Source organism: Pseudomonas helmanticensis (assembly GCF_900182985.1).
GTDB classification, from domain to species: domain Bacteria; phylum Pseudomonadota; class Gammaproteobacteria; order Pseudomonadales; family Pseudomonadaceae; genus Aquipseudomonas; species Aquipseudomonas helmanticensis.
Genome location: NZ_FXUY01000001.1, coordinates 4,363,253 through 4,379,207 on the forward strand (window position 1 = coordinate 4,363,253; position 15,955 = coordinate 4,379,207).

Here is a 15,955-nt window from a genome sequence, read left to right on the forward strand (position 1 = left end):
ACACATTCAGTGCCTGAGACGACGCTTTCGCGAGCAAGCCCGCTCCCACATTTTTGTTTGTGACGTTTTAAAAAAGTCTGCCTGATGCTTGACGATTTGGGGCCGATAGGTTTTGATTGCTTCCGTTATCTTTCGAATCGAAACTTAAGCCGCCATGTCGAAACGCAATACGCCGCAGCGCCGTCACAACATCCTTGCCTTGCTCAACGAGCAGGGTGAAGTCAGTGTGGACGAATTGGCCAAGCGCTTCGAAACCTCCGAAGTTACGATTCGCAAGGATCTTGCCGCGCTGGAGAGCCATGGACTGTTGCTACGCCGTTACGGCGGCGCAATTACCATGCCGCAGGAACTGGTCGCTGAAACCGCGCAAAGCGTTTCCAAGTACAAACAGGCGATTGCCCGCGCGGCGGTGAAACGCATCCGCGAGCACGCGCGCATCATCATCGACAGCGGCAGCACCACCGCCGCGATGATCCCTGAACTTGGCCAGCAGCCGGGTCTGGTGGTGATGACCAATTCCCTGCATGTCGCCAACGCCTTGAGCGAGCTTGAGCACGAACCGGTGCTGTTGATGACCGGTGGCACCTGGGATCCGCATTCGGAATCCTTTCAGGGCCAGGTCGCCGAGCAGGTACTACGCTCTTACGACTTCGACCAGTTGTTTATCGGTGCCGATGGTATCGATCTTGTACGCGGTACCACGACCTTCAACGAACTGCTCGGTTTAAGCCGGGTCATGGCTGATGTGGCGCGAGAAGTCATTGTCATGGTCGAGGCCGACAAGATCGGCCGCAAGATTCCCAACCTGGAGCTGCCGTGGAGCAGCGTCCATACCCTAATTACCGATGATCGCCTGCCTATCGATGCACGCGATCAGATCCAGGCCCGCGGTATCACCGTGATTTGCGCGGCTGTCAGTCAGGAGAAATAAGCATGTGTGGAATTGTCGGCGCAGTTGCTGAACGTAATATCACCGCCATCCTGCTCGAAGGCCTCAAACGCCTTGAATACCGTGGCTATGACAGCGCCGGTGTCGCGGTTTACACCAACGACGAAACCCTTGAGCGCATGCGTCGCCCGGGCAAAGTCAGCGAACTCGAAGTCGCACTGGCCGAACACCCGCTGGTTGGCCGCCTCGGTATCGCCCACACCCGTTGGGCCACCCACGGTGCGCCGTGCGAACGCAATGCCCACCCGCATTTCTCCGGCGACATCGCCGTGGTGCACAACGGCATCATCGAAAACCACGAAGCCCTGCGTGAACAACTGAAAGCGCTGGGTTACGTGTTCACCTCCGACACTGACACAGAAGTCATCGCCCACCTGCTCAACCACAAGCTCAAGGATCAACCTGATCTGAGCGTTGCGCTCAAAGCCACTGTTAAAGAACTGCACGGCGCTTACGGTCTTGCCGTGATCAATGCCAAACAACCGGATCGTCTGGTCGCCGCGCGCAGTGGCAGTCCGCTGGTGATTGGTCTGGGTCTGGGCGAGAATTTTCTCGCCTCCGACCAGTTGGCCCTGCGCCAGGTCACTGACCGCTTCATGTACCTGGAAGAAGGCGATATCGCCGAAATTCGTCGCGATAACGTGCAGATCTGGGACGTCAACGGTAAAGCCGTCGAGCGCCAGACCGTGCAGTACAGCGACGGTGCCGAAGCCGCCGACAAGGGCGAATATCGCCACTACATGCTCAAGGAAATCCACGAGCAACCGGCCGTTGTCCAGCGCACCCTCGAAGGTCGTTTGAGCAACGATCAAGTACTGGTTCAAGCATTCGGTCCACAAGCGGCCGAGCTGTTCGCCAAAGTGCGCAACGTGCAGATCGTCGCCTGCGGCACCAGCTATCACGCGGGTATGGTCGCCCGTTACTGGCTCGAAGAACTGGCCGGCATTCCGTGCCAGGTCGAAGTCGCCAGCGAATTCCGCTACCGCAAAGTGGTGGTGCAGCCAGACACCCTGTTCGTAACCATCTCGCAGTCCGGTGAAACCGCCGACACCCTAGCCGCACTGCGCAACGCCAAAGAGTTGGGCTTCCTCGCCAGCCTGGCGATCTGCAACGTCGGCATCAGTTCGCTGGTGCGCGAATCCGACCTGACCCTGCTGACCCAGGCCGGTCGCGAAATCGGCGTGGCCTCGACCAAAGCCTTCACCACGCAACTGGTCGGCCTGCTGCTGTTGACCCTGTCGTTGGGCCAAGTGCGCGGCAGCCTTGCCAAAGGCGTTGAAGCCACACTGGTCGAAGAACTGCGTCGCCTGCCAACCCGTCTCGGCGAAGCGCTGGCGATGGATAGCACGGTGGAAAAAATCGCCGAACTGTTCGCTGAAAAGAACCACACCTTGTTCCTTGGCCGTGGCGCGCAATTCCCGGTGGCGATGGAAGGTGCCTTGAAGCTCAAGGAAATCTCCTACATCCACGCCGAAGCTTACCCGGCCGGCGAACTGAAACACGGCCCGCTGGCGCTGGTGGATAACGACATGCCAGTGGTTACCGTCGCACCGAACAACGAGCTGCTGGAAAAACTCAAATCCAACTTGCAGGAAGTCCGCGCTCGTGGCGGCGAGCTGATCGTGTTCGCCGACGAGAAAGCCGGGATGACCAACGGCGAAGGCACTCACGTAGTGCAAATGCCGCACATCCACGACATCCTCTCGCCAATCCTCTACACGATTCCGCTGCAGTTACTGTCGTACTACGTTGCGGTGCTGAAAGGCACGGACGTCGATCAGCCGCGTAACCTGGCGAAGTCGGTGACGGTGGAATAAGTTATCCACAACTGAGTCAGCCGAAAAAGATCGCAGCCTGCGGCAGCTCCTGCACGGGAATCGTATTTCACCTGTAGGCGCTGCCGCAGGCTGCGATCTTTTGATTTTCAAGTGAGGGTCGACCCCGATGGATCGCTTCCAGGAAATGCACATCTTCACCACCGTCGCCCAAGAGCAAGGCTTCTCCGCCGCTGCTCGTCGCTTGGGTCGGTCCGCCGCCAGCGTCACGCGGGCAGTGGCGGCGCTGGAGTTGCGGATCGGCACGCAGTTGCTGATCCGGACCACGCGCAGTGTGCATTTGAGTGAAGCGGGGCAGCGTTATCTGGAAGATTGTCGGAGGATTCTCGCCGAGGTGCAGGAGGCCGAGGATTCTGCGGCGGGCAGTCATGCCCAGCCGCGTGGGCAATTGACGGTGACGGCGCCGGTATTGTTTGGTGATTTGTTTGTGACGCCAGTGATGGCGGGTTATCTGGCGCAGTATCCGGATGTCACGATCCACGCGGTGCTGGTCGATCGCATCGTCAATATGGTGGAAGAGGGCATTGATGTCGCAGTGCGCATCGGTGACTTGGCGGATAGCAATCAGCATGCGATCCGAGTGGGAGAGGTACGTCGCGTCATCTGCGGTTCGCCGGACTACTTCGCCAAGTACGGTCGGCCGGTTCATCCCCAAGCGTTGGCCGGTGCGCCCGTCGTGGCGACCTCAGCGATTGGCCAGCAACGCACATGGCCGTTTCTCGACGCGGGCGAACCGCTCAGCGTGCGTCCCGAACCGCGCTTGATCGTCACCGCCAATCAGGCAGCCATTACCGCAGCCTGCATGGGCTTGGGTTTGACGCGGGTGTTGTCCTATCAAGTGGCGAGCAAGATTGCCTCTGGTGAACTTGAAATCGTCCTCGCCGAGTTTGAACTGCCGCCCTTGCCGATTCACGTGGTGTATCAGGGCGGACGCAAGGCCCCGGCGCGGATCCGCAGTTTTGTGGATTTCACGGTAGAGGCTTTGCGCGAACATCCGGCGTTGAAAAATGAGGCGTTATTGCACCAGTTGAAATAATTGATTGCGTTTGGTGGTGATTCTGTTCCCCCCGCAACGGGGGGATGATGGTCTGCATCGGCGCTCTCATCCCCGCAGTGGCGCCCCTGTTCAGCGGAGTCGACCATGCAAGCGATCAAACTCTACAACTTCCCACGCTCTGGCCATGCTCATCGCGTCGAGTTGATGCTGTCCCTGCTGCAATTGCCGACCGAGCTGATCTTTGTCGATCTGGCCAAAGGTGAGCACAAGCAGCCCGCCTATCTGGCGATCAACAGCTTCGGCCAAGTGCCGGCGATTGATGACGGCGGCGTGGTGCTGGCCGATTCCAACGCGATTCTGGTGTACCTGGCGCAAAAATACGGCAACGGTCGTTGGTTGCCGGCTGACCCGGTGGGTGCCGCCCATGTGCAGCGCTGGTTGTCCGCCGCTGCCGGGCCGATTGCTTTCGGTCCTGCTGCCGCACGCTTGGTCACCGTATTTGGCGCGCAACTCAATGCTGATGAAGCCATCACCCGCGCGCACAATCTGTTGAAAGTGATGGACGTCGAACTCGGCAAAACTCCTTATCTGGCCGGCGAAGAACCGACCATTGCCGACGTTTCCGCCTACAGTTACATCGCTCACGCGCCGGAAGGCAACGTGTCGCTGGAAGAGTACGGCAACGTTCGCGCCTGGCTGGCCCGCGTCGAAGCCCTGCCGGGTTTTGTCGGCATGCCGCGCACCGTCGCCGGTCTGCAAACCGCAGTCTGATAATCGCAATCCACGCTGCGCCAGTGGTGCAGGGGAGAGGTCGTGATGGAAGGTTCACCGTGGCACGCTGGCGAACAGCAGTTACAGGCCCATGTCGGCGTTGCCGAACGCATGGAAGCCTTCGGGCGCAAGGTGATTCGCACCTGGATGCCCGATCAGCACCGTGAGTTCTATCAGCAACTGCCTTTCCTGCTGTACGGCGCAGTCGATGCGCATGGGCGGCCGTGGGCCAGTGTGCTCGAAGGCGCGCCAGGGTTTGCCCAATCGCCGGATCCCGAACACCTGCATTTCGCCAGTCAGGTCGCGGCCGATGACCCGGCGCAATTGCGCAATGGCGAGCCGATCGGTTTGCTCGGCATCGAGTTGCACTCTCGCCGGCGCAATCGCCTCAATGGCCATGTCGGCAATCTGGGCGCTCAAGGATTCGAGGTGAGCGTGGATCAGGCGTTTGGCAACTGCCCGCAATACATTCAGTTGCGTCAGTTCCAGCGTGTAGCACTGACTGATCCACAGACGCGCCCGGCTGAGCATCTGGATATTCTGGATGATGCCGCGAGCGCGTTGATCGCTGGCGCCGATACCTTTTTCGTCGCCAGTTACGTGGATGTCGATAGCCAGCGTGCGGTGGATGTTTCCCATCGAGGCGGTCAGCCCGGTTTCGTACGGGTGGAAGGCAACCGTCTGACCATCCCCGATTTCGCCGGCAACCTGCACTTCAACACGTTGGGCAATCTGCTGCTGAATCCCAAGGCTGGCTTGCTGTTCATCGACTTTTCCACAGGCGATCTGTTGCAACTCAGCGGGCGTACCGAGATTCTTCTCGAAGACCCGCAGATCGAGGCGTTTCAAGGCGCTGAGCGGTTGTGGACTTTCGAAGTGGAGAAACTGGTGCGGCGCCCGGCAGCATTGGCGTTGCGCTGGCGCTTCGACGGCATGTCGCCGACCAGTCTGTTGACCGGCAACTGGGCCGAGGCGGCTGCGCGTTTGCAGGCGCAGGCGCTGGGCAACCAATGGCGGCCGCTGCGGGTGGCGAAGATAGAAGCGGAAAGTCGCAGCATCCGTTCAATCTACCTGGAGCCAACAGATGGCGCCGGTTTGCCGGTGTTTCTCGCTGGTCAGCATTTACCGCTGCGCTTCACGATCGATGGCGAGGTGCATATCCGCACTTACAGCCTGTCGAGCGCGCCATCGGATGGTTTCTACCGGATCAGCGTGAAGCGCGAAGGGCTGATTTCGTCGCATCTGCATGAGCAGATCCGCGTTGGCGATGTGCTGGAAGCGCGGGCTCCACAAGGGCATTTCACTGTGGCGCCGCTGGAGCACCGCCCGCTGGTGCTATTGGCGGCTGGCGTGGGAATAACGCCGTTGCTGTCGATGCTGCGCGAAGTGGTGTACCAAGGCCTACGCACGCGGGGGATTCGTCCGACGCTGTTGTTGCAGAGTTCGCGCAGCCTGGCTGATCAGCCGTTTCGCAAAGAGCTGGACCGTTTGCTGGAAACGGCTGGCGATGCGGTACGGGTGCTGCGTTTGCTGAGCCAGCCAGAAGCCGATCTGCAAGAGGGTGAGGATTTCGATTTGCATGGGCGTATCGACAGCACAGTGCTGAGGAACCTGCTGGATGCCGAGGATTTCGACCAGCTCGATTTCGTCCTTTGCGGCCCCGGTGGTTTTACCCAAGGGCTGTACGACAGCCTGCGCGAACTGGATGCGCGCGACGCGCAGATTCATGCGGAAACCTTTGGCCCGTCGACACTGAAACGCCAGGCCGACCCGGACGCCATCGTCATCGAACAACCGCCCGCAGCGACTACTTCGGTGCCTGTGGTGTTCGAGCGCTCGGCAAAAGAAGCGCGTTGGCAACCCGATGGCGGTAGCCTGCTGGAGCTGGCGGAAAGCCGTGGATTGCGTCCGGAGTTCAGTTGCCGCGGTGGCTCATGCGGCACCTGCAAAACAAGGCTGGTCAGCGGCGCAGTAAATTATCCACAGCCCCCGGCGGACATTCCGGAAGCAGGCCACGTGCTGATTTGCTGTGCGGTTCCGGCACAAAGCAGCCAACCCTTGGTCTTGGACCTGTAACGAGCCCCCCTGTAGGAGCTGCCGAAGGCTGCGATCTTTTGATCTTGCGTTTATAGAATCGAAATCAAAAGATCGCAGCCTGCGGCAGCTCCTGCAGGGGGATGTGGTTCAGCCTGATCAGGCGTAGGACAGGGATTTCTCTTCAAGCAATTCCTGATACAGCTCTGTCCACTTGCGGCCCATCTCGTCGGCGGTGAATAACTGCCGATATCGTGCCTCAGCCTTCACGCCCATCGCAGCAGCGCGCACCGGATCTTCCCACAAGGTACGCATTGCCTCGCGAAACGCCCGGGGATTACTCGGCGGCACCACCAGCCCGGTTTCGTTGTGGATATTGATGTAGCTGGTGCCAGTGCCGATCTCACTGGAGATCATCGGCTTGCCGTACATCGCGCCTTCAAGCAGCGAAATACCGAACGCCTCCGAGCGCAGGTGCGAAGGGAAAACGATGGCGTAGCTCAGTTGCAGCAAGGCGACTTTGTCTTCATCACCCAGGCGCCCGAGGAAATGGATATTGCGCAGCCCCAGCGCCGCCGCTTGGGCATGCAGTTCCTGTTCGAGCGGGCCGGCGCCGACGATCACCACCGGGTAATCCACGTCTTTCAGCGCCTCGAGCAGAATGTGCAGGCCTTTGTAGTAACGCATCACGCCGACAAACAGGAAAAACTTATCCCCAAGCTGTTGGCGCCAACGGTTCATGCGCTCGCTATCGGCCTGTGGATAACCTGCTTTGTTCAAGCCATACGGAATCACCCGGGTCTTGTCCTGAAACTGCTGCAGAACATCGCTGGTGTGCAGGTAGTTCGGCGAAGCCGCGACGATGCGGTCGGCGCTGGCGAGGAAGCGGTTCATCAGCGGACGATAGAGTTTGAGCAGGTGCTTCTGGCGAATGATGTCCGAGTGGTAGGTGACGACACTGGGCTTGTTCGTTGCGCTGGCGAAATGCACCAGGTCCATGAACGGCCACGGGAAGTGGTAGTTGACCACGTCGGCCTCGGCGGCCATTTCGCGAAACTGCTTGAACACGCTCCAGGAGAAACCGGTGGAGGCGAACTGGATATCAAGTTTGGCGCGGTGCACTTCGTGCTGACCGAGTTTCACCACCGGCGGCGTCGGGTCGGCGCTGAGCGTCAGCACCTGGCCGTCGATGCCATGTTTGGCGCCGCTCTCGCACAGCTGGAAGATCACTTGTTCGATGCCGCCGACCGAATCAGGCAGGTAAGTCTTGAAAAAATGAAGTACGCGCATTTCAACCTCCCATGGCCTGGCGGTAGGCACCGGCCGTGGCCTGTGCACAACGCTCCCAGGAAAAAAGCCGTGCCTGCTGCAATCCGGCTTCTCGGCATGCCTGCCAATGTGCTTGATCGTCGATCAACCGGCTCATTGCATCACGCAAGCCGTCTGCATCGTCAGCTTCAATATAGTTGCCGGCAGCCCCCGCCACTTCCGGCATCGCCGAGGAACGGGTGATGACTACCGGTGTGCCACTGGCCATCGCCTCGAGTACCGGCAATCCAAAACCTTCATACAGCGAGGGAAAAATCAGCGCGCGGGCGCCGGCCAGCAGTTGTGCCACTTGTTCATCCGGCAGATAACCGAGCAGACACACATGCCCGCTCGCCAAGGCTTGGCGCAGCGGTTCGCTGAACTGTTCGCGCTCCCAGCCCGCCATGCCGACGATCAGCAACGGAAAGCGCTGGCGCACGGCTTCCGGTAACAGGGCGTGCGCACGCAGGGCCAGACAGAGATTCTTGCGCGGCTCGAGGGTGCCGACACACAGAAAGTATTCTCGAAAGCCCACGGCATGCGCTTTGAGTACTGCGTCGATGGCGTGCGGTTCGCGCGGATGGAAACGTTCGGCCACGCCCAATGGCGCTACGACAAAGCGCTCGGCGGGCAGACCAAAATAGTCCTGGGCTTCGTCGGCAATCGCCTGAGAGTCGGTCAGGATCAGCCGCGCCTGCTGTACGCCAGAGGCCAGGCGCCGCTCGATTTCCTTGAGCCGCGCCGGCGGCTGGGTTTCGGGAAAATGCAGGTGCGTGAGGTCGTGCAGGGTGATCACGGTCGGGCCGTTGAACGCCAGCGGCCACAGGCTCGGCTCGTGGTACAGGTCGATACCTTGCGTGCTGCCCTGATCGAAACGTTTCTGCTCCAGCCAGCGCCGGGCCTGATAAGCCCCGGGGATTTGCCGCAGCAGTGGCGTCAGGCGCGAGTAACCGGGCATGGCCGCTTCCGGCAATGCCGAACTCCAGCCCCAGCCATGGAACAAGCTGACCTCGACATCGGTTTCGCAGCGCAAAGCGTTGACCAGCTCCGCGACGTAGTGGCCGATGCCGGTGCGCGGTGCTTGCAGAATCCGGGCGTTAAGGGCAATGCGCATGCTGCCTCGCTGGCGCCGCTGGCGCTTCCAGGACATGACGCACACTGCGTTCGGCCAGTTGCTCGCTGGCTTCGCGCCAGCCGATCCAGGTCCAGTCCGCGACATCGCGGGCGGCGGGGAACTGGCCGCTGCTTTCGAAGGCTGCGATCAGATCGGCAAGGCTTTGCGGCGCTTGCAGATCGAAGTACGCCATGAACTCACCGCCGATTTCGCGGAACACTGCGATATCGCTGGCCATTGCCGGCAGACCGCGCTGCATGGCCTCCACCAGTGGCAGGCCGAAGCCTTCGACGAACGAGGGGAAAACCAGTGCCTTGGAATGGGCGTAGGCGTGTTCGAGGCTGGTATCGCTCAGGTCGTTGAACATGAACAGCCGCTGATTCAGCTGCGGGTGAGCGCGCACCCGCTCAAGCAGGACCTCGCACTTCCAGCCGACACGCCCGGCGATGCACAGGCGGGCATTTGAGCCTGCAGCCCAGGCGCGCTCAAAGGCGTCGAGCAAATAGCCGTGGTTCTTGCGTGGCTCAATGGTGCTGACCATCAGGAACACCGGCTCGGCTATGGCGAACATTTCGCGCAGGCGCGGTTCGACCGTTGCCTCGTTGCTGTGCAAGTCCAGCTCGGAGCCGAGGTGGAAAAAATCCAGCCAGCGCTTGTCAGCCTGCGCGGAGCCGATGCGCTGTTGCAGTTCCTCACGCACCTGATCACGTACGGTCGCGGAGATCGCCATAAAACCATCGGCGGTGCGGCTGACCCAGTCGAACCACTCGCTGAAAACCTGCACCAGGCGCGTGTCGTAGAACTGCGGATGAGTCAGCGGGATCAGGTCGTAGATCACCGCGATGATGCCAACGCCATCGCGCTTGAGTCGTTCGACGTGGGCAAAAAAATCCGAGTGCCAGGAGGAATCCAGCAGCACCAGTTGATCACCGGGCTGATGTTGCAGCGGTGAGCAGCGCTTGAGCAGTTGCGTGTGGTTGATGGCGCCAATCAGCCGCAGCGGTAAACCGAACAAACCGAATGACGTCAGGCGATAGGCAACATACAGCCCGCGTCGCAGCAGTTTCGAGCTGCTCCGGGTGTCGAGGCGCTGGTGCCCTTGCCAGAATCGATGCGCGAGGCGTTGCAGGCGTTCGCCGAACGTCGCCAGGGCATTGAACAGCGGGGTGTCGAGCGGCGCCAGGCGCTGTACGCGATAGAGTTGGCCATTGAGCAGGATCACCGGCATGCATTCGACGCCTTCGGCGCTCGGCGGCAACTGTTTGATGACATTGCGCACCACGCGCTGGATTCCCGAGTTGACTTTCGGGTGCTTGAACACGTGGGTGCATTCCACCAGCAAGCGAGTCATGGCGTGCGCTCGACAGGTGTGGCCGCGGTTTCGCGAGTGATCGTGGTCTGCGCATTCAGCCAGGAACAGCCGACGAAATCCTCGTGCCGATTGTTGATCACGTGGAACACCAGGCCGTAGTCGCGCCATTCGAAGTTGCGATCCAGGTGCGAATCCAGGCGCGACAGGCTCAGCGACACCGAATAGTTGCCTTTGCCCAGGCCCATGATGAAGGCGAAGCGATAGGTAAAGCGTTCACCGGCGTGCAGATCGGTCAGCGCCTTGCCCTGACGGTGGGTGTTGATGCCATACATCATCTGCCCCAGGCGATCCTTGAGGATGAAGCCCAGCACCAGGCGTTCGATGTCCTTGCGCACTTCGACCTGCACTTCCAGCACCACCGGCTGGCCGACTTCGGCGGCGTCGATGCTGCGATCGTGTTCGTCGAGCATGCGCACGCCGAGAATCGCCGCTTCACCGGTACCCGAGACGGTCTGCACTTCGCCCCCGGCGAGCATTTCCTGGCGCACGACCTGGCCTTCACGCTCGGCCATCAGGGCGTTGTAGTAATCGAGCACGGCTTCGGGTTTACCGTACATGGCCATGTGGCCATCCTTGAGCAGGATCGCCGAGTCGCAGATCGACTGAATTGCCGAGCGGTCGTGGGACACGATCAACAGCGTGGTGCCGGCCTTGCGGAAGCTGCGGATGCGCTCGAAACTCTTGTGCTGAAAATAGGCGTCGCCCACCGACAGCGCTTCGTCGACGATCAGAATGTCCGGACGCCGGGCGGTCGCCACACTGAACGCCAGACGCATCTGCATGCCGCTGGAATAGGTGCGTACCGGGTGATCGATGGCGTCGCCAATCTCGGCGAAATATTCTATTTCGGGCATCAACGCTTCGATTTCTTCGAGCTGCATGCCCAGTAGCTGCCCGGCCATCACCGCGTTCTGGCGGCCGGTGAAGTCGGGATGAAAACCCATGCCCAGTTCCAGCAGCGCCGCGACCCGACCTTCGATTTCGATCTTGCCCGCAGTCGGCTGGGTGGTGCCGGTGATCATCTTCAACAAGGTGCTTTTGCCGGCACCGTTGGCGCCGACAATGCCCACCGCTTCGCCGGGGGCGATCTCGAATTCGACATCGCGCAGCACCCAGTGCTGATGATGACGGATCGGCGAGAAGGGGATCAGCCACTCGGCCAGCCGCGCCCAGCGGTTAGGGTATTGCTTGTAGGCCTTGCTCAGGCCGGTGACACGAATATGCCCCATCAGAGTTCATCCACCATTTCGCCGACGCGTTGACGAAACAGCCGCAGCCCGAGCAGACAGAAAACGCTGCCGGTGATGAAGATCGGCAACAGCGAACTCCACACCGGCCATTGCCCATAGAGGAACAGGTTCTGATAACTGCTGAACAGGTTGGTCAGCGGGTTGAGTTGCAACAGGCGTTGCACCCATTCCGGCAGGATGCTGATCGGATAGACGATCGGCGTCAGCCAGAACCAGAATTGCAGGCAGATCGCGAACAGCTGACCGACATCGCGGAAAAACACGTTGAGCACACCGAGCACCATGCCCAGTCCGGCGCAAAACATCATTTGCAGCGCAATCAGCGGCAACAGCGCCAGCAAGGCCATGCCTGGCCAGCGCCCGGTTACCAGCAGGAAACCCAGAAACAGCGCGATGATGATGGCGAAGTTGATCCCGGCATTGATCAGCACGATCACCGGCAGGCAGATCCGCGGGAAGCTGATTTTCTTCAGCAGATTGGCGTTGTCGAGAAACATCGTCTGGCTGCGCAAGGTGATTTCCGAGAACAGTCCCCAGGCCAGCAGGCCGGCGCAGAGATAGACGCTGTAGGCCATGCTGTCGTCCACACCGGGCAGACGCGCGCGCATGATGTGCGAGAAAATCACCGTATACACGACGATCATCGACAACGGATTGAAGATCGGCCACAGGGCACCGAACAGCGAATTGCGGTAACGCGCTTGAAACTCTCGTTGCACGCTGCCGAGGATGAATCCACGGTAGCTGCGCAACGAGCGATACAGGGAAAGCAGCATTCAATCGGTCCTGCCGTAATGGTCTTCGAAGCGGACGATATCGTCCTCTCCCAGGTATTCGCCGCTCTGCACTTCGATGATCACCAGATCGATCACGCCGGGGTTTTCCAGGCGGTGCTTGTGGCCGGCGGCGATGAACGTCGATTCGTTCTTGGCCACCAGATGCGTGCCGGTGCCGTTATTGGTGACCTTGGCCATCCCTTCGACGACCACCCAGTGTTCATTGCGGTGATGGTGCATTTGCAGGGACAGCTTGCCACCGGGTTTGACCACGATGCGCTTGATCTTGAAGCGCGGCCCTTCTTCGAGAACAGTGTAAGTACCCCACGGGCGGCTGACTGTACGATGCAACCGATAGGCTTCGTGGGATTTGTCCTTGAGTTGCTTGGCCACCCGCCGCACGTCCTGCGCACGGTCGGCGTGAGCCACCAGCACCGCGTCGGCGGTGTCGACGATAATCAAGTTATCCACACCCACCGTCGCCACCAACCGATCTTCGCTCTGCACGAAGTTATTGTGGCTATCAATGAAGATCGCCTCGCCGCTGGCGCGGTTGTTGTCGGCATCGGCGGGCACCAGAGCCGCGACGGCGCCCCACGAACCGATATCGCTCCAGTCAAAACCGGCCGGCACCACGACGACTTTTTCTGAGCGCTCCATCAGCGCGTAGTCGATGGAGATGTCGGTGATTTCCGCGAACAGCGCCGGTGACAGTTCTTGCTGCAAGCAGCCGACGGTTTCGATCGGTGCGCTGGCGGCCATGCAGGCGCGGGTCTGTTCCAGCAGTTCAGGCGCATGCAATTGCAGCTCGGCAATCACGGTGGCGGTGGTGAAGCAGAACATCCCCGAATTCCACAGGAAGTTGCCGCTTTCCAGATAATGCGTGGCGGTTTGCAGGTCGGGTTTCTCGACGAAGCGCTGCACTTTCGCCGCGCCTTTGGCGTCCAGCGGTGCGCCGGTTTCGATGTAGCCGAAGCCGGTTTCCGGCGCGGTCGGGATCACGCCGAAGGTCACTAGATAACCGTCCTTGGCCAGATTGACCGCGTGCTCGACGGCGGTTTTCAGCGCGTCCTGATTGACGATCAAATGGTCGGCCGGCATTACCACCATGATCGCGTCATCACCGTGCAGCGCTTGCAGTGACAAGGCTGCGGCAGCGATAGCCGGCGCAGTGTTGCGCCCGGTCGGCTCGAGCAGGAAGTGCCCGCGATGGCGCGACACGTGGGCGGCGCAATAGTGATCCTTGCTCTGGAAGTAGTACTCGCGATTGGTCACCGTGACGATGTCGCCCCAGCCGTCGAGCAAAGCTGCGGCGCGCTGGTAGGTCTTGCCGAGCAGCGACTGGCCGTCGGGCAAATTCATGAACGGTTTCGGATGGCCCTCGCGGGACACCGGCCACAAACGGGTGCCGGCACCGCCGGACAAAATCACGGGGATCAGCATGGCCTACTCCTTGGCGACGCGTTTCATGTCCGCATCCATCATCATGCGGATCAAGGTATCCAGGTCGGTTTTCGGCTTCCAGCCCAGCACGCGCTGAGCCTTGGCCGGATTGCCGAGCAGCACTTCAACTTCGGCCGGGCGGAAAAACGCCGGGTCGATTTTCACGTAATCACGGTAGTTGAGGCCGACGTGATCGAAGGCGATGCGGCACATCTCGCGCACCGTGGTGGTGACACCGGTGGCGACGACGAAATCGTCAGGCTTGTCCTGTTGCAGCATCAGCCACATGGCTTCGACGTAATCGCCGGCAAAACCCCAGTCGCGTTTCGCGTCGATGTTGCCCAGCGCCAGCTCCTGCTGTTTGCCTTGTTTGATACGCGCGGCAGCGTCGGTGACCTTGCGGGTGACGAACTCGATGCCGCGCAGGGGCGATTCATGGTTGAAGAGGATGCCGCTGCTGGCATGCAGGTTGAAGCTTTCGCGATAGTTGACGGTGATCCAGTGGCCGTAGAGTTTGGCTACGCCGTACGGGCTGCGCGGATAGAACGGCGTGTTCTCGTCCTGCTGCTCAGCCTGGATCAGGCCGAACATTTCGCTGGTCGAGGCCTGATAGAAGCGCGTGTGCGGGCTGAACTGACGGATCGCCTCGAGCAAGTGCGTCACGCCCAGACCGTCGACGATGCCGGTGGTCACCGGTTGATCCCACGAGGCGGCGACGAAGCTTTGCGCGGCAAGGTTATAGACCTCGTCCGGCGCCGACTTGATGACTGCGCGCTGTACCGAGCAGGCATCGGCCATGTCACCGTCGAGGTAGACGATGTCGGCTTCGACGCCCATCTCGCGCAGACGCCAGCGCGAATCGCTGCTGCGCCGCGCCACGAGGCCGTGAACCTTGTAGCCCTTGTCGAGCAGCAACTTGGCCAGATACGCGCCGTCCTGGCCGGTGATCCCTGTGATCAGTGCACTTTTTGTCATTCTTGTCGTACTCGCATCTCCCAGTCGGACAGGATCGCCCGCAGGGATTGTTGTGTGGTGATTTCTGGCGCCCATCCGGTGGTTTTCGCCAGTCTTGCGTGGCTGCCGCAAACGCGACGCTGATCGGCGCGTCGCATGCGCGCCGGATCCTGAACCAGTTGCATCTCGACCTCAGCCAGATCGCCCAGTTGTTCGATCAGGCTGCGGATGCTTTGCTCGTGCCCCGAGCAAATGTTGTAAACCTGTCCCGGTGTGCCTTTTTCCAGCAACGCCAAGTACGCCGAGATGACATCGCCGACATCGAGGAAGTCGCGCGTCACGTCGATGTCGCCAACCTCCAGTTGCGGCGCCTGCAAACCTTGTTTGATGCGGCAGATCTGGCGGGCGGCGCTGGCGATGACAAAGCTGTCTTTCTGCCCGCTGCCGATGTGATTGAACGGGCGCGCCACCAGCACCGGCCAGCCTTCGCTCAGGCCCCATTGCAGGCTGAGAAACTCGGCGGAGAGTTTGCTCACGGCGTAAGGGTTGCGCGGGCAGGGCGGTTGTTGCTCGGTGATCGGCAGATGGTTTTCGCCGACCTGGCCGTAGACATCGCCCGAGCTGACGTACAGGAACGTGCCCTGAAAGCCGCGCGCCTTGAGCGCTTGCAGCAGATTGAGGGTGCCGAGCAGATTGATTTCGAGGGTGCCCGCCGGGTCACGAAAGGCTTGCGGGACAAACGTCTGCCCGGCCAGATGAATGACGGCGTCGGGCAGTTGCGGCCACAGGTCGAGGAGGCTGTCCGGATCTGTCAGGTCGTAGGGTGCAGCGGCAGGCAGCAGCTCCCACGACGAATCAGGCGATGCCAGACGAGACTGAATATGTTGTCCCACGAATCCACTGAGACCCGTGACGAACAGACGCTTTTTCAAACAGCGACCCCTTGGTCTTGAACTTGCGCCACTTTCCCACAGGCTTTAAGGGGAAGTCTGTCAGACCGGTAGAAAAAACCGATAGGACGACAGGCGAAGTCGTTGTTGTAGTTGTTTGGTTGCCAATCTGTGCCAATTGCGCAGCAATTTCAACAGGTCCAACCGTGACTGGTCAGTTCTCGTCAGCGTAGCCCGATTTATTCTCGCCCGGCGGTTCACG

At 60.5% G+C, this 15,955-nt stretch carries 13 protein-coding genes; 5 read left to right on the forward strand and 8 right to left on the reverse strand.

The window, feature by feature from the left end; genetic code table 11:
* The first annotated feature begins 154 nt into the window (after positions 1–154).
* The 5 genes from QOL84_RS19440 to QOL84_RS19460 all read left to right on the forward strand — a co-directional run bounded on the left by QOL84_RS19440 (position 155) and on the right by QOL84_RS19460 (position 6,628).
* Positions 155–931: a DeoR/GlpR family DNA-binding transcription regulator gene (locus QOL84_RS19440; RefSeq protein ID WP_283438234.1), complete on the forward strand. Its 777-nt coding sequence runs from the start codon at positions 155–157 to the stop codon at positions 929–931.
* A gap of 2 nt (positions 932–933) precedes the next feature.
* Positions 934–2,766: a glutamine--fructose-6-phosphate transaminase (isomerizing) gene (gene glmS / locus QOL84_RS19445; RefSeq protein WP_283438235.1), complete on the forward strand. Its 1,833-nt coding sequence runs from the start codon at positions 934–936 to the stop codon at positions 2,764–2,766.
* A 127-nt stretch (positions 2,767–2,893) separates the two neighbouring features.
* Positions 2,894–3,820 carry a LysR family transcriptional regulator gene (locus QOL84_RS19450; protein ID WP_283438236.1) on the forward strand — a complete coding sequence of 309 codons (927 nt, stop codon included), beginning with the start codon at positions 2,894–2,896 and terminating at the stop codon, positions 3,818–3,820.
* Between the two features lie 105 nt (positions 3,821–3,925).
* Positions 3,926–4,552 carry a glutathione S-transferase family protein gene (locus QOL84_RS19455; RefSeq protein WP_283438237.1) on the forward strand — a complete coding sequence of 209 codons (627 nt, stop codon included), beginning with the start codon at positions 3,926–3,928 and terminating at the stop codon, positions 4,550–4,552.
* Between the two features lie 45 nt (positions 4,553–4,597).
* A complete protein-coding gene (locus tag QOL84_RS19460) occupies positions 4,598–6,628 on the forward strand; it encodes a 2Fe-2S iron-sulfur cluster-binding protein (RefSeq protein WP_283438238.1) in 2,031 nt (676 codons plus the stop codon).
* Positions 6,629–6,745: 117 nt separating this feature from the next.
* On the opposite strand, the gene QOL84_RS19465 is transcribed toward QOL84_RS19460, so the two are convergent.
* Genes QOL84_RS19465 through QOL84_RS19500 form a run of 8 tightly spaced genes read right to left on the reverse strand, consistent with a single transcriptional unit; the run spans position 6,746 to position 15,735 of the window.
* On the reverse strand, positions 6,746–7,876 hold the full coding sequence (locus tag QOL84_RS19465) for a glycosyltransferase family 4 protein (protein WP_283438239.1): 1,131 nt from the start codon (positions 7,874–7,876) through the stop codon (positions 6,746–6,748).
* A 1-nt stretch (position 7,877) separates the two neighbouring features.
* Complete coding sequence (locus tag QOL84_RS19470) at positions 7,878–9,008, reverse strand: glycosyltransferase family 4 protein (RefSeq protein WP_283438240.1); 1,131 nt, start codon at positions 9,006–9,008, stop codon at positions 7,878–7,880.
* Positions 8,992–10,359 carry a glycosyltransferase family 4 protein gene (locus QOL84_RS19475; protein WP_283438241.1) on the reverse strand — a complete coding sequence of 456 codons (1,368 nt, stop codon included), beginning with the start codon at positions 10,357–10,359 and terminating at the stop codon, positions 8,992–8,994. The genes QOL84_RS19470 and QOL84_RS19475 overlap by 17 nt, the downstream gene beginning before the upstream one ends.
* The gene (locus QOL84_RS19480) at positions 10,356–11,609 is read right to left on the reverse strand and encodes an ABC transporter ATP-binding protein (protein WP_283438242.1); all 1,254 of its coding nucleotides are present in this window, start codon (positions 11,607–11,609) and stop codon (positions 10,356–10,358) included. The genes QOL84_RS19475 and QOL84_RS19480 overlap by 4 nt, the downstream gene beginning before the upstream one ends.
* The gene (locus QOL84_RS19485) at positions 11,609–12,406 is read right to left on the reverse strand and encodes an ABC transporter permease (protein ID WP_129386881.1); all 798 of its coding nucleotides are present in this window, start codon (positions 12,404–12,406) and stop codon (positions 11,609–11,611) included. Before QOL84_RS19485 ends, QOL84_RS19480 begins: the two co-directional genes overlap by 1 nt.
* Positions 12,407–13,849 carry a mannose-1-phosphate guanylyltransferase/mannose-6-phosphate isomerase gene (locus tag QOL84_RS19490; RefSeq protein ID WP_283438243.1) on the reverse strand — a complete coding sequence of 481 codons (1,443 nt, stop codon included), beginning with the start codon at positions 13,847–13,849 and terminating at the stop codon, positions 12,407–12,409.
* A gap of 3 nt (positions 13,850–13,852) precedes the next feature.
* Complete coding sequence (gene gmd / locus QOL84_RS19495) at positions 13,853–14,824, reverse strand: GDP-mannose 4,6-dehydratase (protein WP_011336673.1); 972 nt, start codon at positions 14,822–14,824, stop codon at positions 13,853–13,855.
* Positions 14,821–15,735 (reverse strand): GDP-mannose 4,6-dehydratase, encoded by a 915-nt coding sequence (locus QOL84_RS19500; RefSeq protein WP_283438244.1) that lies wholly within the window; start codon positions 15,733–15,735, stop codon positions 14,821–14,823. Before QOL84_RS19500 ends, gmd begins: the two co-directional genes overlap by 4 nt.
* Positions 15,736–15,955: the final 220 nt, after the last annotated feature.